Below are 22,695 nucleotides of genomic sequence, written 5' to 3'. Positions count from 1 at the left end.
TAAATTCTTCATCAAATCTGACCTAAATAATAATTATTTATCGAATTTAGAGGTGTCCTAAAAAAGGGAAGCCTACACTATCATTATTGTTTTTGCGATACTTCTAGTTTTCTTTCTTAATAGAATATTTGAAATTTTGAGAATTATTAATTCATGACCTTTTTTGTGGTTCAGGAGGTCTTTAGGTTGAATTTAAAGGATAATCTAAAACAAGCAGATTGCTTTGTTACTTGCAATTATATTTTATTTCAAAATCTTAGCAACCAACTCTTGCAACTCCCCAACAACATCTTCCTCGAACCACGGATTCTTACTACGCCAAAAACGGTTTACAGGTGATGGATGTGGCAAGAGAAAAAACTTAGGCAAGTATTCTTTGTAATGCAATACATTTTCGGTCAGGTTCTTTTTTGCTTTCTTCCCCAGATATTGGTCTTGAGAATATTTACCGATCAATAAAATGAGTTGTACATTATTGAATTGGTCCCATACCTGAGAATGCCACAAGGGAGCACATTCTTTTCTGGGTGGTAAATCGCCGGTCTTTCCCTTACCTGGATAACAAAACCCCATGGGCAGTACTGCAAAATTATTAGGATTATAAAATACCTCTTCATTGACACCAAGCCACTCTCTAAGCTTTTTGCCACTTGGGTCATCCCAAGCTTTGTTTTCAACATGGGCTTTTCTACCTGGCGCTTGACTTACCAATATTATTTTTGAATTAATTGTACCCGCAACAATTGGTCTTGGTTCTAAAGGCAAATGTGCCTTACAAACCTCGCAACCTCTTATTTCAGATAATAATTCTTGCATTTATATATTCGTTTCTAATCTTATTATTTTAGGCAACAAAATTTCTCAATAGCCAAATTGTTAACATACCCCAGAATGTACCTGTAGCCATACTTAAAATTGCCAATACTATGGCATGTGGCATCCATTTTAAATTATATGCCGCCGTTACTGCCGGTGCCGTAGCTATACCCCCAACATTTGCCATACTGGCGATTGGTACCCAAGCTATATTTACATTTAATAACTTCGCAACGCCTATCATAAACAGAAAATGCCCTACTAACCATATACTAAGAAAACCTAAAAAAGACATATCAAAACCTAAGGTGGCTATTTGTAGTTTTAACCCCAAAACAGCCATCACTACAATAATTAATATTCCACCAATCTTTAATACAAACCTATAATTCCAATTCGGAATGAAATTACTCAATAATAGCCCAAGAAAAGATAGCAACACAACCTTGGTAACAAAGCTCTCTATTAAAAAATTGCTCAAGACTACTGCACATAGTATGATTAAAAAGCACCATTTAGCCCCAAGTTTATCTCCAGTATCTTTACGAATATCTTCGGGTATAGCTGCATCTGTTATTTTAAACCATCTGTTTAGAGAATCACTTTTTTTAATCGTCTGAAACATTATAATTGTCCACACGTTTACCAAAATATTATCCATAACCAAAACAGCAAGAAATATATTCTCAGGGCAATCGACCAATTCTTTTAACACCAACTGACTTGTACTGCCACCGATCCAACTACCTACTATTGGCGGAATACCCATCCAATACTGATCTTTAATAATGATTTCACTAATTAATTCTGTCTCAGAAAATAGGAATATTAGTAGCACAGGAAATACGGCGATAAACAAAGACCCTGCAACAAAAACCAAAATAGGTCTTATGCCTATTGCTTTTAGCTGTGCTATTGACAGACTACTCATTACCGCAATTATTGCCAAGGGAATAAAATAATCTTTGCTAAAATCGTGGATGTTTGCTTGTGAATAATCAACCTTTAAGGTGTATGAAATTATTGCCGGTATTACATATGCCAATAAAATAGCAGGTACCCAATCAAAAAGCGATTCTATATACTTGTTCTCCCAATGATCTAAAAAATAAACCACGACAACCGTAAAAGATGCTATAACCCAAGGTGTTATCATAGCGACAATTTAAGGTGCTTTAGACCTTTAAAATAATTATTTTAATGCTTCGCCATCAAAAGACAAACCTTCAAAACCAGTTTTTATAAAATTTCGAATATTCTGATGAGAGCTTCCTTTTAAATCAAGTAAGACCTCATCAAAATAATATTGACCAAAACAAGCTAGGGTTTCCTCTTTTGAAAGGCCTTCCCTAATAGCAAAAGAGAATAGCTTACAAGAACCGGAGTTTTGACCCACTTCGTTTCTAATAGCTCCGTTCGTATATGCCGTTGGTGTAAAACTGTATTTCGAATCAATCACAACCATAGTGTCAGAAAAATTAATTTCTTTCGGTGAGGTCTTTAGTTTATTCTTGAACTCTTCTAATGTCATCACTTACTTTTGGTCTTAAATTGGGTTATTTCTTAAATATTGATATTCAAATATAATGAAACCCTATTTTTTACTTCTACTTTACCTTCATTCAAATTTTGAGATATAGGCAACATACTAGAAATACCTAATGCATACCTATTGTAATTAGCTTCTATACCAAAACGTGCAAAATAGACTTTGCCACCTGTATCTGGCACTGTAAGATTAAACTCTTGATTCTCTTCAAAATATTCGGCACCTAGTCCTACTTGCGGAGTAAGGGATACTGACGGAGAAACATAATATGTTTTATAGGTATTCAGCGCTGCATTCCATTGGTAACCGAACAAGTAGCTTTTACTATTCTCGGTTTTTATCGTGTAGTTCAATAGGGCAGCAAAACCCCAATTTCTATGTGTAATACCGTAATTTGCGGCTAAAATATAATCCCAACTACCGGTACCTAATTGAAACCCAGGGTTAACACTGCCTTCATTATTGGCTGCATCAAAAGTTCCTGTTGGTAATTTTATACCTCCGCCAATTTGCAAAGCATGTTCTGGCTTTATTGAAACTATACTATCAGCAGTTTGCTTTAGTAGATTGTAATATGCTAAAACCGTACCATCACCAATACCATTTATAGTCTGTTCTGTATTATCTACAAATGTTCTATTGTGTGAATGATATGGGAGTATGGCATTTACCAAAAAGCGATCTCCGATAGGAAATTTACCCCATGCTTGTACCGTGTTGAAATTTTCATTTATCCATGGGGAATTATCAAAAATACCATCTTTAGAGCGGTATTTCTGACCAATATATCGTAATCCCACGAAGTTATTGTTCAGTCCGGTTCCGAAACCCATACTACCTCCATTACCTCCGCAACCGCATGTATCACAGAAATATTCATATGCTGTATTTTTCCAAATACACTCAGATGTCGCTTCTGGTAAATCATTTGCTTGGGCAGTAAATAAGCCACCAAGCAAAAACATATATATTATAATCTTGTTCATATTTTAATATTCTGAAAATCGTTCGTCATTTATAAAAGTATCATCCGTCAATATTTCAAAAAAAGCTAACAAGCCTTCCTTTTCTTCATCGTTCAATGCAATGCCCAATCCGTCTTCGGTTTGTAAAGAATTATCCAAGGTTTCTGACTCTATCATACCATTGCTGTAGAAATTTAATACAGATTCTAAACTACCAAACCTGCCATCATGCATGTAGGGCGCGGTCAATGATACGTTTCTTAAACTAGGTACTTTAAATTTATAGTTGTCACTATTACTACCACTAACCTCTGCTCTACCAATATCATTCAACTGCGGATTAGGCGGTAGACCATTGTTTCTAAAACTGCCATCTGTAAATAAATCTGTAGCGTGGCATGAAGCACATTTTTGCTGAAAAACCGATAAACCAAATGCTTCAGTTTCGGTCAATTCACCGCCTTCTTCATTGCGAACATACTTATCGTATTTACTATTTGAAGAAATCATCATAACCATAAACTGAGATATCGCTTTTAAAAAATTTTCGGCATTTACACCACCTTCTTCAAAAGCCATTTCAAATTCTTTTTGATACTCGGTATCGGCTATGAGTTTATTGATGACACCGGTCATAGTTTCACCCATTTCTACCTCATTGGTAATAGGAATTATTGGAAAAAGGTCTAAGTGTGATGTAGCACCATCCCAAGCAAATTCGGTAAAAAATGCCATGTTCGATATGGATGGCGTATTTCTAGTGCCTTCTAAGTCATTTATACCGTGACTAAATTGATGTCCGTGGTGGGTGAACGCTGAACTCTGCTCGTGGCAGAAACCACAAGAGATAAATCCGGATGAGGATAGTTTGCCATCATAGAATAATTTCTTTCCTAGCTCAAAGCCCAATTGCGTTGGCGGATTTGCTTCTATATCATACGCCAAATCAGGAAAATTCTCAGGAACGTCTACCGTTAGAAAAGTATTCTCAATAACTACGTACTCATCATCTTCATTGCATGACACCAAAAACACGGACAGTAATACCCAAAATAGATATTTCATCTGTTATATTTTAAAGTAGGGTCGCCCAAAATGAGCGACCCTTATTAATTTAGTGTGAATGTTCTGAACCGTTATGTACATGGTCTACAGAGAACATGCTTGCTGTGTTCAATGCAACTTTTGGCGACTTTTCTTCGCTCACCATAATAACCGACTGCTCGGTCAAAGACAATTTATTCTCCCCATCTAAAATGGCATTAGCATCTGCTACCAAATGAATTATAGGTGACATTTCATCGCTAACCAAAGCATCTGTACCTAAGCTCAAGGTTACTTCTTTGTAGTTGTCCAAGCTAGATCCGTGACTACCCATGTGTACTTTAAAGTCTGTTGCTTCTGTTACCGTTCCTGAAGTAAAAGTTCCTTCAAAATTTAAAAACTTGTAGCCCGCTTGCCATGACCACATCATATTTGTTTCTTCTGCTACGGTTAAAAAATCGCCCTGACCTTCTGCACCTTGAAGATATTTTTCTTGGTCTACGCCTATACCAAAAGTTACAGATACATAGGTGCCTGCCGGTATATTCTCTAGCACTACCTCTGTGCTAGCCGTTTCTTCACTTGTAACAAAATAGCTGTCATCTTTATCATATGTAAATACTTCACCTGCATCATTGGTTAAACTGAAGTTACTTACAATGTAATTTAGCCTGGTAATGGTTAAAGTTTCATTCTGCGAATTGGTATAGCTAGAAGTTGCCAATAGTAAATCGTCTGATCCTACACTATTATCGAACTCAAGGGTTACACTGTTTTCTCCCATTAGTTCGGTTGTAGCGTCATCATCGCTGCTACAGCTGGCAAATACACTTAATATTAGAGTTACTGTAAATATTTTATATATAGATTTCATGTGTTGATGTATTAATTATTCGATATAGTTCGTGAAGCTATACCTCTGGTTTTTACCAAAAGTATTACGACGTACTACACCTTAGTTTATGTAATGGTTTTACCTAATGACAATGTCTTAGGCATGATTTAAAATAATTGATTTTGTACACGACTACAGATTTTGTGTCGCGGTAAAATGTACAATAGCATATACCTTTTCAAAAAAGGCATACGTATGGTAAGTTGTATTTAAGATAAGAAGTTAGGCGGATGAAAAACAGCCGATATAAACTGTTGTTCGTTTAAACTAGGATGTATTGAAACCACTTTTGTTTCAACTATTGTATTTTGAAAATTGCAATCGAGAATACTTACAAAACCAATAGGATATTCACGAAGATCAGCAGAAGGTATATCTTTATGATCTTCTTGTTGCTGCTTTTTTATCATTTGCGACAGGTAGCATTTACCATCACAATTAAGCATCGGTTTGTCTTTGTTGATACATAAAACCTCAGCAATGTAGTCTTGATTAATTATATACTCCAATACAGGCAACACCGGTTTTACCATCGCTGTGAGGTATAACAGTATAAATGTATATGTGAGAATTTTTTTCATTAATCGGCACGAAGATAATTCTGATTTTGAAATATTCTTATCTATTTCTTCAAATTAACACTTGAGTTATAGGAATTTGAAGCTGTTGTAGAATTTTAGAAGTTTCTACTTATTACCCCCAACAACAATCACAATTTCCCCTTTTGGTGGTTTCTCGGTAAAGTGTTTTAAAACTTCCTCTGCAGTTCCACGAACTGTTTCTTCGTAAAGTTTGGTCAACTCTCTTGAAACGGAGATAGGTCTTTCTGCTCCGAAATATTCCACAAAATTGCCCAAGGTCTTTAGTAACTTATGTGGAGACTCATAAAAGATAATGGTACGTTGTTCTTCTGCCAATAATTTCAATCGTGTCTGTCTTCCCTTTTTTACGGGCAAAAATCCCTCGAAAACAAACTTATCATTTGGCAAACCGCTATTGACCAAAGCTGGTACAAAAGCTGTTGCGCCCGGCAAGCAGTCGACCTCAATACCCGCTTCAACACAGGCACGAGTTAAAAGAAAACCTGGGTCTGAAATTGCCGGTGTACCTGCATCTGAAATTAGTGCAATATTCTCACCTCCTTTTAGCTTACCTACCAAATAATCGACCATATTATGCTCGTTGTGCATATGGTGGCTTTTCATCTGTGTACCAATCTCGAAATGATGCAATAATTTACCGCTGGTACGTGTGTCTTCCGCAAGTATTAAATCTACTTCTTTAAGAACACGAATCGCCCTTAAGGTCATATCCTCTAAATTTCCGATCGGTGTAGGTACTAAATAAAGCTTTCCCATGTATTTTAAAGTAAAAAACCTCAAGGCAGGCACTCGAGGCATTGATTTGAAAATTTAATTTAGATTTTGACACAATCGTAAGAGCATTTAAATCTCTATTATCGAGCAAAAAACCCAACACCGGTGCTGGGTCGCCGATACATATATTAACTAAGAGAATCTACGAGATACCAATTCAATGAATCTTTCTTCATATGGTTCTTTACCTGCCCAATTATTATAGTCTGGCTTTACCATATTTTTTATAAATGAAATCGAGCGTTCTTCGGTATCAATGGTATTTAACTGAGATAGCACACGGTTGTAATCTTCCATGTTATTATTAAATAAATGTTTTACAAATGCCAAGCGATCGTTCAAATCTACTTTTACATTACTTTTTGCTAAACGGTCATTTAATGATTTTGGAGATGCATCGGTCTGATTTAGGTCTTCTTTTGAAGGCATAAAAAGCTCCTTATCATTCTTCATTAGATTCGGCGTTGACATAAACTCTGCCAATACATCTTCTAATTGATTATTATCTGGCATTTCAGAAATAAATCCTTTTATAGTTTCCATCCCAGGATACTTAATAATATCTTCTTCATGCGGATTACTCTCTGGTACTCCTGTATTTCCTTTCATTACGGCATTCGCCATTTCTTCGAATTTTGCCGCAATAGCATTTTTAGAAACATCAACTTCCATATCATTGAGTTCTACCTCAATAAACTTAAGCACAGCGAGTTTCTCGTATAGGTTTTTAGAAACCTCATACAATTTTGTTACATCATCTAAATTATCAGCAGTCAAAATTTCTGTAGATAACTTTCTCAATTCCAGTTTCAACTTATTTTTCATCTCACAATTTTTACGGTAAAGTCCTAAATAGCGGGTTTTTTAAATACCTTTATCATTCTTAAATAATAAACGAAAAACCGATTATTTTCGTCTAAAATTACAAAATGTTTCTTGAAAACACAGTTAATCCTAAAGAACAATTCGGCTGGATAGAAGTCATTGCCGGGTCGATGTTTTCTGGAAAGACAGAAGAATTGATCCGTAGACTCAAAAGAGCGCAGTTTGCCAAATTGAAGGTTGAAATTTTTAAGCCTATGGTAGATACCCGTTATGATGATGAAATGGTGGTATCGCACGATGCCAACGAAATTCGTTCTACGCCAGTACCAGCCGCTGCAAATATTCGTATTCTAGCAGATACCTGCGATGTTATCGGCATTGACGAAGCTCAATTCTTTGATGATGAAATAGTTACCGTTTGTAATGACCTAGCAAATAAAGGTGTTAGAGTTATTGTTGCGGGACTGGACATGGATTTTAAAGGAAAACCCTTCGGACCCATGCCTGCTCTTATGGCTACCGCAGAATATGTTACCAAAGTACACGCCATTTGCACCCGCACGGGCAACTTGGCAAATTATAGTTTTAGAAAATCTAACAACGATAAATTGGTCATGTTGGGTGAAGTAAATGAATATGAACCTTTAAGTAGAGGTGCATATTACAAAGCCATGCTTAAAGAAAAAGTGAAAACGATGGATGTAAAATCTGAGGAAATCGATGCCATCAAAAAGAAGGAAAATGGCTAAGGCAGAGGAAACCGTTTTAGAAATTGACCTAAAGGCACTTGGTCATAACTATACTTTTTTACGCTCTAAAATAAAGCCCGATACCAAATTTATGGCGGTAGTAAAGGCATATGCTTATGGCAGTGATTCTGTCGCTATTGCCACATACCTTCAAAATTTAGGCGTCGATTATTTTGCCGTGGCTTATGTAAATGAAGGCGTAACACTTAGAGAGGGCGGTATTACCGCACCTATTTTAGTGCTTCACCCTCAGAAAACTCATTTTAAAATACTAATCGAAAATAATCTTGAGCCTAGCATTTATTCTAAAACTATTCTATCTGATTTTATAGCAACTGCCTTAGAATTGGGTAAGACAGATTACCCAATTCACTTAAAATTTAATACGGGACTCAATAGATTAGGTTTTTCTGCGAATGACTTACTCGAAATCGCAACTCTTATTGACCAACAGAAAGCAGTTCAGGTAATTGCACTGTTATCGCACTTGGCAGCTACTGAAGATGCCAACGAAACTGACTTCACCAATCTTCAATTAACTCGGTTTGATGCTATTTGCAAAAAGGCGGATACACTATTTAAAACAAAGACTTTAAAGCATGTGCTCAATACCTCGGGTATAATAAACTACCCAGATGCGCAATATGATATGGTTAGAAGTGGAATCGGTCTTTACGGTTATGGTAACGAACCACATGTAGATGCTGAATTACAACCGGTAATGACCTTAAAAACAATCATTTCTCAAAAACATACTATACCTACAGGGGAGTCTGTTGGCTATAATCGCAAATACAAATCTGACCACAAAACCATAACAGCTACCTTGCCTTTAGGTCATGCAGATGGTATAGGTAGAGAATATGGCCATGGAAAAACATATGTAAGTATACACGGAAAACTAGCCCCAATTATTGGAAATGTTTGTATGGATATGATCATGGTCGATGTCACTGATATTGAATGTGAAGAAGGGGATGAAGTAGAGCTTTTTGGAAAAAATATCTCTGCAAACGAATTTGCGGAAACTGCCCAAACCATCACTTATGAAATACTTACGGGACTTTCTCAACGCATTAAGCGAATTATTAAAAATTGATTCGTTAACATTTAATTAAGGAATCGATTTTTTTACTAAATTGCGATACTTTTTAAAAATAACCATTAACTTAAATTAAGTAAACATGTTAAAAGAATTCAAGAATTTTATTTTGACGGGTAACGTCATCGATTTTGCTGTAGCAGTTATTTTAGCCGGAGCAGTAGGATTAGTAGTAAACGGATTTGTTGCCGACATCATCATGCCAATCGTAGGTCACTTCGCAGGTGGAGTTGATTTTGCAGATTTGAAATTAGTCTTAGATGAAGCAGTTGTTGGTGCAGATGGCGTAATTGCTAAGCCAGAAAATGCTATCCGTTGGGGTGCATGGGTAAACGCTATTGTTAACTTATTAATCGTTGGATTCGTAATGTTCGTTATCGTTAAAGCTTACAACAAAACTAAAACTCCTCCAGCTCCAGCTGCACCAGCAGGACCAACTGCAGAAGAGTTATTAGCAGAAATAAGAGATGCTTTAAAAAAGTAATCTAAAATACACCCTGTAATTGGGGTACCGTTGCACTGCAACTTATTTTAATTAAAACCGTCAACTTTGTTACGCTAACATTGTTGACGGTTCTTTTTTTATTACACTTTCCTAATTACCTCCAAACAAACAATTGTTATATTTTAAACAATTTGTTATATTTTGATTATTCTTTTCTTTTTTACTTGCTCAAGTACTAGTATTACCTATTTTTGCCGCTTAATAAAATTGTTTGACAAATGAAAGTAGCTGTAATTGGTGCAACAGGCATGGTTGGCGAAGTAATGTTGAAAGTATTGGCAGAACGTAATTTTCCGTTAACGGAATTATTACTAGTTGCCTCTGAACGTTCTGTAGGTAAAAAGATGACCTATAAAGGAAAAGAACATACAATTATAGGCTTGGCAGATGCTGTAGCCGCAAGACCGAATATTGCCATATTTTCGGCAGGTGGTGATACCTCTTTAGAATGGGCTCCAAAATTTGCTGAAGTCGGCACTACAGTAGTAGATAATTCTTCTGCCTGGAGAATGGATCCTACCAAAAAATTGATAGTTCCCGAAATCAATGCTCATGAGCTTACTTCCGAAGATAAAATTATTGCGAATCCGAATTGCTCTACAATACAATTGGTAATGGCACTATACCCATTGCACAAGAAATACAAAATGAAACGTGTTATTGTTTCTACCTATCAGTCGGTTTCTGGTACTGGGGTAAAAGCAGTTAAGCAACTAGAAAATGAAATCGCAGGTATACAAGGCGAAATGGCATACCCTTACCCAATTGGTAGAAATGCATTGCCACATTGCGATGTTTTCATGGAAAACGGATATACTAAAGAAGAAATGAAATTGGCGCGCGAACCTCAAAAAATATTAGATGATCGCACATTTTCAATTAGTGCTACGGCAGTTAGAATACCTACTGCTGGCGGACATTCAGAATCTGTAAACGTAGAGTTCGAAAATGATTTTGAGCTAAATGAAGTCCGTCGTCTCTTAAATGAAATGCCAGGTGTAACGGTTCAAGACAACCCTGATACGAATACCTACCCAATGCCAATATACGCTCATGATAAAGATGAAGTTTTTGTTGGTCGTATACGTAGAGATGAAACGCAAAGAAATACCTTGAATATGTGGATCGTTGCCGATAACCTTAGAAAAGGTGCTGCGACAAACGCCGTTCAAATTTCTGAATACCTAGTAGAAAAAGGCTTAGTTTAATTTATACCCATTACAACCTTAAAACCTTCAAAACTTAGCTGTTTTGAAGGTTTTTTTATGGTATTTTAGTGCAAACTGAACTCTCATGAAAAAAATTCTAACAATATTATTCATCCTTACCCTTACTTTTTCCTCTAACGCACAATCTAAACCTGAACCTATTACTGTGAAATATCCTATTACCGCAAAAGTTGATACTGTAGATACTTATTTTGGCACCGAAATTAAAGACCCCTATCGTTGGTTAGAAGATGATAGAAGTCCAGAAACAGAAGCTTGGGTAAAAGAACAGAATAAGACCACCTTTGGTTATTTAGAACATGTCCCTTTTAGAAATGATTTAAAAAATCGTCTTGAAAAACTGTGGAATTATGAGAAACTAGGTTCGCCTTTTAAAAAAGGAGATTACACCTATTTCGTGAAAAATAACGGACTCCAAAATCAATACGTCGTATATAGAGCTAAAGGAGATGAGGAGCCCGAGGTATTTTTAGACCCAAATACCTTTTCTGAAGATGGCACTACATCTTTGGCGGGTTTGAGTTTTACTAAAGATGGTTCATTAGCAGCCTATCAAATTTCTGAAGGTGGTAGCGATTGGCGAAAAGCGATTATTATAAATGCCGAAACTAAAGAGATTGTCGAAGACACCTTGATTGACATAAAATTTAGCGGACTCTCTTGGAAAGGTAAAGAAGGTTTTTACTATTCTAGTTATGACAAACCAAAAGGTAGTGAGCTTTCTGCTAAAACAGATCAACACAAAGTATACTATCATAAATTAGGTACTCCCCAAAAAAATGATAAACTAATTTTTGGCGGTACACCCCTAGAAAAGCATCGTTATATCGGTGCAAATGTTACCGAAGACAATAAGTATCTATTAATAAGTGCCTCTGTTTCTACTTCTGGCAACAAATTATTTATTCAAAATTTAGAAGACCCGAACGGATTGCTGATACCCATGGTCGAAGACACCGAATCTGATAATTATGTTATTGATAATATCGGTTCTAAACTATATATCGTTACCGACAGAAATGCCCCGAACAAGAAAATAGTTACTGTTGACGCTGCTAACCCAGAAGCCATAAATTGGGTAGATTTTATTCCGGAAACGGAGCATGTATTAAATCCGAATACTGGTGCTGGCTATTTCTTTACCGAATATATGGTAGACGCCATTTCTAAAGTAAATCAATATGATTACGATGGTAAACTCATCCGTGAAGTAAAATTACCAGGTATGGGTTCCGTTGGCGGATTTGGTGGTGAGAAAGAGGATAAAGAGCTGTATTTCTCTTTTACCAATTACAACACTCCCGCGTCTACCTATAAATTTGATCCTGCAACCGGTGAATATGAACTATACTGGAAGCCAGAAATAGATTTTAATGCTGCTGATTATACTTCTGAGCAAGTTTTCTATGCTTCTAAAGATGGTACCAAGGTGCCTATGATCATTACTTACAAAAAGGGTACGGAGTTGAATGGTAAAAACCCAACGATTCTTTACGCCTACGGCGGATTCAATGTAAGTTTAACTCCGTCATTCAGTATCGGTAATGCCGTTTGGATGGAACAAGGCGGAATTTATGCTGTTCCCAATCTACGTGGCGGTGGGGAATATGGTAAAAAATGGCATGATGCGGGTATCAAAACTAAAAAGCAAAATGTATTCGATGACTTTATTGCTGCTGCAGAATACTTAATAGATAATAAGTACACTTCAAAAGAATTCTTAGCTATTCGCGGAGGTTCTAATGGCGGATTACTAGTTGGCGCCACGATGACCCAAAGACCAGATTTAATGCAGGTAGCTTTGCCTGCAGTTGGGGTTATGGACATGTTGCGCTATCATACATTTACGGCTGGTGCCGGATGGGCTTATGATTATGGTACTGCAGATGACGATGATGAAATGTTTCAGTACTTAAAAGGATATTCGCCTGTACACAATGTAAAAGCAGATACAGCTTACCCTGCTACTTTGGTTACAACAGGTGACCATGACGACAGAGTAGTACCTGCCCATAGTTTTAAATTTGCGGCAGAGCTTCAAGAAAAGCAAGAAGGTACCAACCCAACTTTAATACGTATTGAAACAAATGCCGGTCATGGTGCAGGTACACCTGTTAGTAAAACCATTGAACAATTTGCAGATATTTTCGGCTTTACGCTCTTCAATATGGGTTATACCGAATTGCCAAATAAAACGATATTGTAAGATTTTAAGGAGTAATTACACTCTTAAATCAATAAATTATTGAAAAATTCGTTTCAAATTGGAACGGATTTTTCAATTTTACAGTCCTAAGTATAAAAGCATGTTAAGAGTAGAGAATCTTTCATTTTCTTATGATAAACTTCCAGTTTTACAATCCATTAATTTACGTATTCAACGTGGAGAACATGTCGCTATTATTGGTGAAAGTGGCTGTGGTAAAAGTACCTTGTTAAAACTCATGTATGGGTTAATGGATTTGGAGCAAGGTGAAATTTTTTGGGAAGATGAGCAAATTTTGGGTCCGGCGTACAACTTGGCTCCTGGTGCTCCTTTTATGAAATACCTTTCTCAAGATTTTGACCTCATGCCGTTCATTACAGTTTCTGAAAACATTAGCCAGTATCTTTCTGTTTTTTATCCCGAAGAATTAAAAGAAAGAACACAAGAACTATTAGAAATGATAGAGCTAACAGCATTTGCAAATACCAAAGTTAAAACGCTAAGTGGTGGTCAGCAACAACGTGTTGCCTTGGCTAGAGTTTTGGCACAAAAGCCCGAAGTCTTACTTTTAGACGAACCCTTTGGTCATATAGATAATTTTCTTAAAAATAGCTTACGTCGTAATATTTTCAATTACCTGAAAGAGAATCTTATTACTACCATTGTTGCGACACATGATGTAAATGATGTTTTACCATTTGCCGATCGTGCAGTCGTTTTACGTGATAAGGAAATAATTGCACGGGCAAGACCAATGGAACTTTATAAGAACCCAAAAAGTTTATACGTGGCATCCCTTTTTGGCGAGGCGAGCATGATTTCAATCGATGTGCTTAAAACCTATGCGAATACAAAAAGGAAAATAATAGTTTATGCTCACGAGTTTCGAGTTTCGCCTTCATCAGGATTTCATGTTACTGTAGAAAAAGCTTACCCAATGGGTGCCTATTACTTAACCGAAAGTAAAAGTGATGATGATGAAACCATTTTTTTCAATGCAGACAAATTACTGCCAAAAGGAAAAGAGGTTTTTTTAAATGTCGCCATTGAAACTATAAATCAACGAATACAAGAGGCTGCTACGAGCTAACTTTTCAATTTACAGAAAGTACTCTTGACCAAAAAATGTTCCAATTTTACATAAAAAATAGGGCAATTCTTTTTTTATACATTTGCTAAAAGCATGTTGTGAACCAAGAACAAATACTAAACGAGTTACAGTTTAAAGCCATTAGAAGTAGTGGTCCTGGTGGTCAGCATGCAAATAAAGTGTCTTCTAAAGTTGAGCTTTCTTTTCATATTGAAGATTCTACCGGACTAACAGAACGCCAAAAGAAAAGAGTTTTATTAAAGCTAGAAAAGAAACTAAGCAAAGAAGGTCTTCTAATTATGCAATGCGATGAATCTAGAAGCCAACACAAAAACAAAGAATTGGTTATTAAACGTTTCTTTAAACTTCTCGAAAAATCTTTGATAGTACCTAAGGCACGAAAGAAAAGTAGACCCACGAGATCGTCTATTGAAAAAAGATTAAAAAGCAAAAAAATTACCTCACTCAAAAAGTCGAATCGCGGTAAGCCAGACTACTAATAGCTATATCATTTTATGCAAAGATGGAATAGAATACAAACACGGTTATTGCACCTGTAAGACCAAGAACTCCCGTACCTAAGCCGAAAAGTCGATACCCTGTTTTTACGTTCATGCCGCTCATTTGTGTTACCACCCAGAAAAAACTATCGTTTGCATGAGAGATTACTGCAGAACCAGCCCCGATAACAACAACTACCAAGGCTTTCTGTATTTCGGTATCAAAACCAAGTGATGACATCATAGGCATGATTATCGATGCTGTTGTTACCAATGCCACCGTCGAAGAACCTTGCGCGGTTTTCAACGCTGCAGCAAGAACAAAAGGCAAGAAAATACCCATATTATAATCGGTCAATGTTTGCCCTAAAATATCGGCAATACCAGAGTTCTGTAATATTTTACCAAAAATTCCGCCGGCACCTGTTATCAATAATATAGAAGCTGCATCTTTAATTGCCTTACCTACCCAACCAGCCGAGGAAAGCATATCGTAATCTAATTTTTTAGGTAAGAGCAGACATAAGAAAACTCCAATCAAAAGTGATATGACCGGTTCACCCACAAAATTGATAAAATCTAATAGTCCGTTTTCTTGTTCGATATCCATAGAGTTTAAAACAGACTTTAAGACAATTAGAAAAATAGGAACTAGAATTGGTATTGATGCTTTTAAGGCACTAGGTGAATCTTTAATTTCCTGTTCTGCTTCTAGTGCATCTTCAACATCGGGTTCAATCATGGTTTTTGATGCATATTTCTTAGCGAATATGATTCCAACAATCAAAGCCACTATGCTTGTTGGAAAGCCAAAGGCAATTACAAGACCTAAATCTGCGCCAAGAATACCTGCCGCGGCTATAGGACCGGGAGTTGGAGGCACCATCGTATGCGATGCCATTAAGCCCAAACCTAAAGCTATTGCCGGGCCAGCAATTGATATTTTCGCTTTCTTGGAAAGACTTTTATTTAGAGGATGTAGTGGCATAAAACCACTATCTGCAAATACAGGGATAGACACAATGTAACCGATAATACCCATTGCCATCGTCACACGTTTCTTCCCTATAAAGCCCAATACTTTTTCTGCAATGGCAAATGCACCAACCGTATGCTCAAGAAACGCACCGATGATTACCCCAAGCACTATAATTAATCCTATTTTACCAAGTGTACCACCAAAACCTTCATTGATAGATACAATGATATCAGCATAAGGCATACCCGCAAAAATTCCGTATAAAATTGAAATGATGAACAATGCCAAAAAAGCATGGATCTTAAGCTTTGTCGTCATTATAATTATGGCAATGACTGCGATGAGTAAATAGAATATTTCCATGATTTCAAGTTATTGTTTGAGGTTAGCCTTGTCTTCCTAGTTTCTATAGTCATTAAATTAACAGTTATTTTACCATTCAAAAAATTCAATATAACATCAAGATAACTTAATTAATATTTATCGAACCTCAACAATAGTCAACTCCTTACCATTAAAACTAAAAACATCGCCAACTACTTTACCAAAGGCGAGTTTACCAATAGGTGTAGCGGCAGATATACAGTATACCGATTTAGGTTTGCTTTTAAATTCCCCTGCTGATATAGCTATATAATAAATGAAAGTATCTGTAATGACCAAACTACCTAAACCTACCGTTGGGGCTTTTCTGTCTTTTGGTACTTTTGACAATAGTTGTTGGGTTTTTTCTAGTTCTGCGAGCTGCTGACCTAGTTTTTCACGCTCTAGCTGAATCATTGCGCGACCTGTTTCGTGTTTATCGCCAGCACTACTTTTGGTCTCTGAGGTAAGCGCCGTTTCCAATTCTTTAATGTGGTCTTGAATTCTTGTCAACCTATCGGTAACGAAAAGAACACAAAAATTATAAGCGTCTTTTTTTAATGTATCAAGTGATTCAATTTCCTTCAATGTGGTACAGATCTGCCAGTTTATAGATTAAGTAATTTACGATTTGATAATCACTTTCACCAGTACTCATCATCTTTTGAATTTCTTTTTCGTTTTCCGATTTAAAATACTCCAAATCACCCGAGCGGTCTTCACTAAAAACATTCCAAGATTTGAGTCCGCTGAGCATTGCCTTATGTGCCTCGTAACGTTTTGTAATTTCTTGAATCTTTCTTTTATCCGTTTTTACGGCGTTCTCATTATCATTCAACAACCTATAATCGGCAGTTATTCTCGCATCTGCCTTTTCGGCTTCCGTAATTATTTTAAAGTAAGCCTTAGAAACTAAAGATTCATACTTTTCACCAAATCCTGATGTTATAGCATCATGTTCTGCCAGTGCGCCCTCTGCATCATTACTTACGTAAAAATCATCGGAAGCATTCGAATTATTGGCTATTAAAGACTGTTTCCATGCCTCACTTTTAATATATTCTTTCCAAATCTTAGTATATTCTCTGTGGTAATTGGTTTTAGACACCCCACAACTGGTAAAACAAAAACTGGCTAGTACAGCTGTAAATACAGCCATAGTACTTCTTCTAATAAATATTCTCATATAGTATATGCTATTACATACCATCTTAAAAGTCTACTGTTCTAGATAAACCGATAAGTGCATTATAGGCAATAGATAATCAAAGGGGATAGACAATTTATAAATAAAAATAAGAGTACACCTGCCTTTTAGATAAGATTTTAAAAAATGGGTTAAAAAGCACTCCGATTAACTAATTAATTGTGCCAGTTTTTTACCGATAGTACTGCCAATTGCAATACCCATACCACCTAAACGAACACCGCAAGCCACATTTTCACTTAAAAGTTTTAGTATTGGTTTCTTTTGCTGACCTACACCCATAATACCGCTCCAACTATAATCAATTTCAAAAGGTTGCCTTGGTAAAATAACCGTTTTCAAAAGTTCTTTAAGCTTATTATCTACTAGTGCAGTAGTACCAAATTCGGTAGTCTCTTCAGTTTTGAAATCTAAATTTCTACCACCGCCCAACAAAATTCGGTTATCTATATTCCTGAAATAGTAATAGCCTTCCTCTAGGTGAAAAGTTCCTTCAATATGTAAATCTTTAATAGGTTTGGTAATCAACACCTGCGCTCTTGCAGGCTTTACATTTTCAGTAATTAATTGTGCTGCGAACCCATTTGTTGCTATCAATAATTTTTTAGTGGTAAATTCTAATTCAGTGGTTTTTACAGTTACTGTAGTACCCGAATCTTGAAAAGCTTCTACCTGAGTATTATTTAATATAGTGATGCCTTTTAGCTGAGCCAAATGCACTAAAGCATGCATCATTTTACCGGTATCAATTTGCCCTTCAAAAATTTGAGAAATATAATTGTTGTTGATTCCGTTGAAATTAAAACTATCCGGAGTGATCTTAAAAGTATCCCTTTTAAATACAGAATGTAGTAGCTCATTTACCGACTTTAATTCCTTCAGACAGTGCTCATATAATTCTAAATCCTTGTTTAAAAATAATTCGTGTCCACCATTGTTCTCATACCCAATTGCGGTATCGCCTAAAAGATTGCGCAACGCATGTATGCCGTCATATCTTTCTTGTACCAGATTAATTACCTCTTGTTCTGAGTGTGTTTTTAAGTCGGATAAAATTTCAGAAATACTACCAAAACAAGCGAAGCCTGCATTTTTAGTACTTGCGCCTTGCGGAAGCATTCCTTTCTCTAAAACAAGAATACGTGCTTTCGGATGCTTCTTCTTTACTTCAAGCGCACAGTTTAAGCCCACAATACCACTACCGATTACAGTAAAATCGATATTCGAAAACCACGAGGTACGTTCCCAATAACTAAGATTCATAATAGCATTTTGATTCGGATATAAGATAGACAAATCCATCTTGAAAAAAGTATAAAAAAACTCCAACATTGCTGTTGGAGTTTTTTGATTAATCTTCTTTAGGTGGATTCATTTTCCAATCGTTCATAAAGGCTGTTGTATAGTTACCAGCCAAATAATCTGGATGATCCATTAACTGCCTGTGGAAAGGAATTGTGGTCTTTATACCTTCAATTACAAACTCATCTAAAGCTCGCTTCATTTTATTGATTGCTTCTTCCCTAGTTTGGGCAGTAGTAATCAACTTAGCGATCATTGAATCGTAATTTGGAGGAATACTGTACCCACTGTATACGTGCGTATCCATTCTTACCCCATGACCACCTGGTATATGCAAGGTTGTAATCTTGCCCGGCGATGGTCTGAAGTTATTATATGGGTCTTCTGCATTGATTCTACACTCTATAGAATGCAATTTTGGAAGGTAATTTTTACCTGAAATCGGCACACCTGCAGCTACAAGTATTTGCTCACGAATTAAATCATAATCAATTACCTGCTCTGTAATCGGGTGCTCAACCTGAATACGGGTATTCATTTCCATAAAATAGAATTTACGGTGCTTATCTACCAAAAATTCGATAGTACCCGCGCCTTCATATTTTATAAATTCTGCAGCCTTAACCGCAGCTTCACCCATTTGTTCTCTTAATTTATCTGTCATGAACGGTGACGGAGTCTCTTCCGTCAACTTTTGGTGACGACGTTGTATAGAACAATCTCTTTCTGATAGGTGACATGCTTTACCATATTGATCACCTACAACTTGTATTTCGATATGCCTTGGCTCTTCAATAAGCTTTTCCATGTACATACCGCCATTACCAAAAGCAGCTGTTGCTTCGTTTACGGCGCTATCAAAAAGCTCTTCCATTTTGTCTTCAGACAATACAGCACGCATACCTTTACCACCACCACCGGCAGTAGCTTTGATCATAACAGGGTAGCCCATTTTTTTAGCTACCTTTTTTGCATCTGCAACATCTTTCAAAAGACCTTCTGAACCAGGTACACAAGGTACACCTGCTTCTTTCATGGTTTCTTTGGCCGTAGCCTTATCTCCCATTTTGTCTATTTGATCGCCAGAAGCTCCAATAAACTTTATATCATGCTCTGCACATATACGTGAGAACTTTGAGTTTTCTGAAAGAAAACCATACCCTGGGTGAATAGCGTCTGCATTGGTAATCTCTGCAGCAGCAATTATGTTAGGGATCTTTAAATAGGATTCGCTACTAGCAGCAGGACCAATACATACAGCTTCATCTGCAAAACGCACATGTAAACTTTCTTCATCTGCCTTACTATATACAGCTACCGTTTTAATACCCATTTCTTTACAGGTACGGATAACACGCAAAGCGATTTCACCCCTATTGGCAATCAGTATTTTTTTAAACATCTTTTAAATTTTAAGTTCTAGGTTCGACAAGATTCTTACACATCATTATAAAACGACATCTAACAACTACTACTCAAAATTTAGTTAAGATGGATCTACCAAGAATAATGGTTGATCAAACTCTACAGGCGACGAATCATCTACTAATATCTTAACGATAGTACCTGAAACCTCAGATTCGATGTCGTTAAACAATTTCATTGCTTCAATAACACAAAGTACATCTCCTATACCAATAGTATCACCTACCTCAACAAAAACAGGTTTGTCTGGTGCAGATTTTCTGTAGAAAGTACCAATAATCGGAGACTTTATGGTAATGTATTTAGCATCTTCAGCAATTTTCTTCTCAGCATCGGTGGTACCCGTTACAGCTATTTGCGGCTCCGCCTGTGCAGGAGCAGCAGCTTGCATAGCCGGTTGAGACATAGGCATTGTATGCACATATGTTGGCTCAGAATTTCCTACTAAGCTTCCGGTACGAATGGTAATCTTAATATCATCCGTTTCCAGTTTTACCTCGCTAGCACCAGATTTGGCCACAAACTTGATAAGGCTTTGAATTTCTTTAATATCCATATATTTCTAAGTTATAATTGGTCGTTGTTGTTAGTTAATAAGCCCATTTTAAATAGATAGAACCCCAAGTGAATCCGCCACCGAAAGCTGCGAAGACTAAGTTATCTCCCTTTTTAAGCTGTTTTTCGTAATCAAATAATAATAATGGCAATGTTGCAGAGGTGGTATTACCGTACCGTTGAATATTCATCAACACTTTTGATTCGTCAACACCCATTCTTTTGGCAGTGGCATCAATAATACGCTTATTTGCTTGATGTGGCACTAACCAGTCGACATCTTCTTCAGTAAGGCCATTTCTTGTCATGATCTTAGCTGCGACGTCTGCCATATTTGAAACGGCAAATTTGAATACCGTTTTTCCTTCTTGAAAAATGAAATGTTTTTTATTGGTTACACTTTCTATAGTGGCCGGCATAATAGATCCGCCACCTTCCATTCCTAAAAACTGTCTTCCGCTACCATCTGCTCTCAAATACTCATCTTGTAGACCAAGACCTTCTGTATTCGGTTCAAAAAGAACTGCACCTGCACCATCTCCAAAAATAATACAAGTTGTTCGATCGGTATAGTCAATAATAGATGACATTTTATCGGCACCTATTAATAATACTTTTTTATATCTACCGGTTTCGATATGCCCGGCAACTGTTGACATGCCAAAAAGAAAACTTGAACATGCAGCTAATAAATCGTAAGCAAAGGCATTTACAGCACCAATTTCTGAAGCAACGAAAGCTGCCGTAGAAGCAACCATACTATCTGGTGTTGCCGTGGCAACAATAACAAGGTCTATTTCTGCTGCATCTAACCCCTTCTTCTGCATTAGGTCTTGTGCCGCTTTAATGGCTAAATACGAGGTGCCTTCTCCCTCCTCCTTCTTAAGCACCCTTCTTTCCTTAATACCAGTTCTAGTTGTGATCCACTCGTCATTGGTATCGACCAAATCTTCAAGCATTTTGTTGGTCATTACAAACTGGGGAACATAGCCTCCTACCGCGGTTATAGCTGCTGTAATTTTGGTCATACTTTATTTGCTTTCTTGTAAAAAACTTAAAAAACCTGTCAAAAGTCATGAAAATTAGTGATTTTCAACGACTTTTTTGGTAAAGTTATCGGGTTTTTGAAAAATTACAATTGATAGCCACACCACTATTGCTCCTTATATTATCTGAATAACAAGGTGCTAAAAAACAAATTGGGCTAAAAAAAACTCCCTACTTCAAATGAAGTGGGAGCTTAGTATAATTTAAAAAAGTCTTAAGCTTCTGCTTCTTCAGTTTTATCAACTAAAACTTGACCTCTATAATGTAATTTTCCTTCGTGCCAGTGAGCTCTGTGAAATAGGTGAGTCTCGCCAGTTGTAGAATCTGTAGCCAAAGTAGGAGCTACTGCTTTATAATGTGTTCTTCTTTTGTCTCTCCTTGTTTTGGAAATTTTTCTCTTAGGATGTGCCATTTAAACCTTATTTATCCGTTAATAGTTTCTTTAATTCGTCCCAACGGGGATCGCTTTCTTTTTTGTCTAATCTTTTCTCTTTTGGTTGAAGCTCCTTTAACCTGTCTAACACTTCAGATTCTAAAGTGCCATCTTCAATACCAGGATGAATTCTTTTTTGTGGAACTGCCAATACTAGCATTTCATACACATATTGCGCAATGTTCAATTGGTGTTCGTTATGAGGAAGAATCAATATTTCATCGTTTTCGTCATTATACTCTTCACCAAACTTAACTATCAAATGCAAATCTCCGCTTACAGCTTGATCATACGGTTCGCTAGTTATGTCACAATCAACATTCACTGTTCCTGATGCTTCCAAGTCAACCTCCATCATTGTACTTGTTTTATTAAGTACAACATCTAAATTGATGTTGGTAGCATTGAATTCATCGTATCCAAAAGAATCAAAGAACGTATTTTCAATCTGGTAATTATAGTTGTGTTTTCCTTGCTTCAATCCTGAGAAAGGAATATTGAACTCCTTTTGCTTCATCTCGTACACACTTAAA

Annotated in this window: 25 protein-coding genes; 7 read left to right on the top strand and 18 right to left on the bottom strand. The window is 36.6% G+C overall.

Annotated features, from left to right (window positions below):
• Window positions 1-243: 243 nt before the first annotated feature.
• The 9 genes from ACEN2N_RS11030 to ACEN2N_RS10990 all read right to left on the bottom strand — a co-directional run bounded on the left by ACEN2N_RS11030 (window position 244) and on the right by ACEN2N_RS10990 (window position 7,470).
• Window positions 244-816 carry a uracil-DNA glycosylase family protein gene (locus tag ACEN2N_RS11030; RefSeq protein WP_441824374.1) on the bottom strand — a complete coding sequence of 191 codons (573 nt, stop codon included), beginning with the start codon at window positions 814-816 and terminating at the stop codon, window positions 244-246.
• A gap of 28 nt (window positions 817-844) precedes the next feature.
• Window positions 845-1,972, bottom strand: a complete 1,128-nt coding sequence (locus ACEN2N_RS11025) for a DUF819 family protein (RefSeq protein WP_441824373.1) — start codon at window positions 1,970-1,972, stop codon at window positions 845-847.
• Between the two features lie 36 nt (window positions 1,973-2,008).
• Window positions 2,009-2,347 (bottom strand): HopJ type III effector protein, encoded by a 339-nt coding sequence (locus ACEN2N_RS11020; protein WP_441824372.1) that lies wholly within the window; start codon window positions 2,345-2,347, stop codon window positions 2,009-2,011.
• Between the two features lie 32 nt (window positions 2,348-2,379).
• A complete protein-coding gene (locus tag ACEN2N_RS11015) occupies window positions 2,380-3,351 on the bottom strand; it encodes a transporter (protein WP_441824371.1) in 972 nt (323 codons plus the stop codon).
• Between the two features lie 3 nt (window positions 3,352-3,354).
• Complete coding sequence (locus ACEN2N_RS11010; RefSeq protein WP_441824370.1) at window positions 3,355-4,395, bottom strand: cytochrome-c peroxidase; 1,041 nt, start codon at window positions 4,393-4,395, stop codon at window positions 3,355-3,357.
• A 49-nt stretch (window positions 4,396-4,444) separates the two neighbouring features.
• Window positions 4,445-5,248: an MbnP family protein gene (locus ACEN2N_RS11005; RefSeq protein ID WP_441824369.1), complete on the bottom strand. Its 804-nt coding sequence runs from the start codon at window positions 5,246-5,248 to the stop codon at window positions 4,445-4,447.
• A 230-nt stretch (window positions 5,249-5,478) separates the two neighbouring features.
• Window positions 5,479-5,850, bottom strand: coding sequence for a hypothetical protein (locus tag ACEN2N_RS11000; protein WP_441824368.1), 372 nt, complete (start codon window positions 5,848-5,850; stop codon window positions 5,479-5,481).
• A gap of 105 nt (window positions 5,851-5,955) precedes the next feature.
• The gene (gene rsmI, locus ACEN2N_RS10995; protein WP_441824367.1) at window positions 5,956-6,627 is read right to left on the bottom strand and encodes a 16S rRNA (cytidine(1402)-2'-O)-methyltransferase; all 672 of its coding nucleotides are present in this window, start codon (window positions 6,625-6,627) and stop codon (window positions 5,956-5,958) included.
• A gap of 150 nt (window positions 6,628-6,777) precedes the next feature.
• Entirely contained in the window at window positions 6,778-7,470 is a 693-nt protein-coding gene (locus ACEN2N_RS10990) for a hypothetical protein (protein WP_424003747.1), read from the bottom strand.
• A 104-nt stretch (window positions 7,471-7,574) separates the two neighbouring features.
• On the opposite strand from ACEN2N_RS10990, the gene ACEN2N_RS10985 reads away from it, so the two are divergent.
• The 7 genes from ACEN2N_RS10985 (at window position 7,575) to arfB (ending at window position 14,851) form a co-directional block, all read left to right on the top strand.
• Entirely contained in the window at window positions 7,575-8,219 is a 645-nt protein-coding gene (locus ACEN2N_RS10985; protein WP_441824366.1) for a thymidine kinase, read from the top strand.
• Window positions 8,212-9,318 carry an alanine racemase gene (gene alr, locus ACEN2N_RS10980; RefSeq protein WP_441824365.1) on the top strand — a complete coding sequence of 369 codons (1,107 nt, stop codon included), beginning with the start codon at window positions 8,212-8,214 and terminating at the stop codon, window positions 9,316-9,318. The genes ACEN2N_RS10985 and alr overlap by 8 nt, the downstream gene beginning before the upstream one ends.
• A gap of 85 nt (window positions 9,319-9,403) precedes the next feature.
• Window positions 9,404-9,805: a large conductance mechanosensitive channel protein MscL gene (mscL, locus tag ACEN2N_RS10975; RefSeq protein WP_424003753.1), complete on the top strand. Its 402-nt coding sequence runs from the start codon at window positions 9,404-9,406 to the stop codon at window positions 9,803-9,805.
• Window positions 9,806-10,044: 239 nt separating this feature from the next.
• Entirely contained in the window at window positions 10,045-11,034 is a 990-nt protein-coding gene (locus tag ACEN2N_RS10970) for an aspartate-semialdehyde dehydrogenase (protein WP_424003755.1), read from the top strand.
• A gap of 85 nt (window positions 11,035-11,119) precedes the next feature.
• Window positions 11,120-13,261, top strand: a complete 2,142-nt coding sequence (locus ACEN2N_RS10965) for a prolyl oligopeptidase family serine peptidase (RefSeq protein WP_441824364.1) — start codon at window positions 11,120-11,122, stop codon at window positions 13,259-13,261.
• A gap of 100 nt (window positions 13,262-13,361) precedes the next feature.
• Window positions 13,362-14,351 (top strand): ABC transporter ATP-binding protein, encoded by a 990-nt coding sequence (locus tag ACEN2N_RS10960; protein WP_441824363.1) that lies wholly within the window; start codon window positions 13,362-13,364, stop codon window positions 14,349-14,351.
• Window positions 14,352-14,449: 98 nt separating this feature from the next.
• On the top strand, window positions 14,450-14,851 hold the full coding sequence (gene arfB, locus ACEN2N_RS10955; protein WP_441824362.1) for an alternative ribosome rescue aminoacyl-tRNA hydrolase ArfB: 402 nt from the start codon (window positions 14,450-14,452) through the stop codon (window positions 14,849-14,851).
• A 13-nt stretch (window positions 14,852-14,864) separates the two neighbouring features.
• On the opposite strand, the gene ACEN2N_RS10950 is transcribed toward arfB, so the two are convergent.
• The 9 genes from ACEN2N_RS10950 to ACEN2N_RS10910 form a co-directional block, all read right to left on the bottom strand.
• The gene (locus ACEN2N_RS10950) at window positions 14,865-16,193 is read right to left on the bottom strand and encodes a GntP family permease (protein ID WP_441824361.1); all 1,329 of its coding nucleotides are present in this window, start codon (window positions 16,191-16,193) and stop codon (window positions 14,865-14,867) included.
• Window positions 16,194-16,310: 117 nt separating this feature from the next.
• The gene (locus ACEN2N_RS10945) at window positions 16,311-16,781 is read right to left on the bottom strand and encodes a 3-oxoacyl-ACP synthase (protein WP_441824360.1); all 471 of its coding nucleotides are present in this window, start codon (window positions 16,779-16,781) and stop codon (window positions 16,311-16,313) included.
• On the bottom strand, window positions 16,768-17,379 hold the full coding sequence (locus tag ACEN2N_RS10940) for a hypothetical protein (RefSeq protein WP_441824359.1): 612 nt from the start codon (window positions 17,377-17,379) through the stop codon (window positions 16,768-16,770). The genes ACEN2N_RS10945 and ACEN2N_RS10940 overlap by 14 nt, the downstream gene beginning before the upstream one ends.
• A gap of 168 nt (window positions 17,380-17,547) precedes the next feature.
• Window positions 17,548-18,663: an NAD(P)/FAD-dependent oxidoreductase gene (locus ACEN2N_RS10935; protein WP_441824358.1), complete on the bottom strand. Its 1,116-nt coding sequence runs from the start codon at window positions 18,661-18,663 to the stop codon at window positions 17,548-17,550.
• Window positions 18,664-18,751: 88 nt separating this feature from the next.
• Window positions 18,752-20,104 carry an acetyl-CoA carboxylase biotin carboxylase subunit gene (gene accC, locus ACEN2N_RS10930; RefSeq protein ID WP_441824357.1) on the bottom strand — a complete coding sequence of 451 codons (1,353 nt, stop codon included), beginning with the start codon at window positions 20,102-20,104 and terminating at the stop codon, window positions 18,752-18,754.
• An 84-nt stretch (window positions 20,105-20,188) separates the two neighbouring features.
• Complete coding sequence (accB, locus tag ACEN2N_RS10925) at window positions 20,189-20,683, bottom strand: acetyl-CoA carboxylase biotin carboxyl carrier protein (RefSeq protein WP_441824356.1); 495 nt, start codon at window positions 20,681-20,683, stop codon at window positions 20,189-20,191.
• A gap of 34 nt (window positions 20,684-20,717) precedes the next feature.
• Window positions 20,718-21,710, bottom strand: a complete 993-nt coding sequence (locus tag ACEN2N_RS10920) for a beta-ketoacyl-ACP synthase III (RefSeq protein ID WP_441824355.1) — start codon at window positions 21,708-21,710, stop codon at window positions 20,718-20,720.
• Between the two features lie 233 nt (window positions 21,711-21,943).
• Window positions 21,944-22,141: a 50S ribosomal protein L32 gene (gene rpmF / locus ACEN2N_RS10915; RefSeq protein WP_027065618.1), complete on the bottom strand. Its 198-nt coding sequence runs from the start codon at window positions 22,139-22,141 to the stop codon at window positions 21,944-21,946.
• A 7-nt stretch (window positions 22,142-22,148) separates the two neighbouring features.
• The gene (locus ACEN2N_RS10910; RefSeq protein WP_441824354.1) at window positions 22,149-22,679 is read right to left on the bottom strand and encodes a YceD family protein; all 531 of its coding nucleotides are present in this window, start codon (window positions 22,677-22,679) and stop codon (window positions 22,149-22,151) included.
• Window positions 22,680-22,695 lie beyond the last annotated feature (16 nt).

The sequence above is a fragment of the Maribacter spongiicola genome, assembly GCF_052119685.1.
Lineage (GTDB): Bacteria > Bacteroidota > Bacteroidia > Flavobacteriales > Flavobacteriaceae > Maribacter > Maribacter spongiicola_A.
The sequence above is the reverse complement of the archived record's forward strand: the minus strand, read 5'-3'. Positions and strand labels throughout refer to the sequence as shown.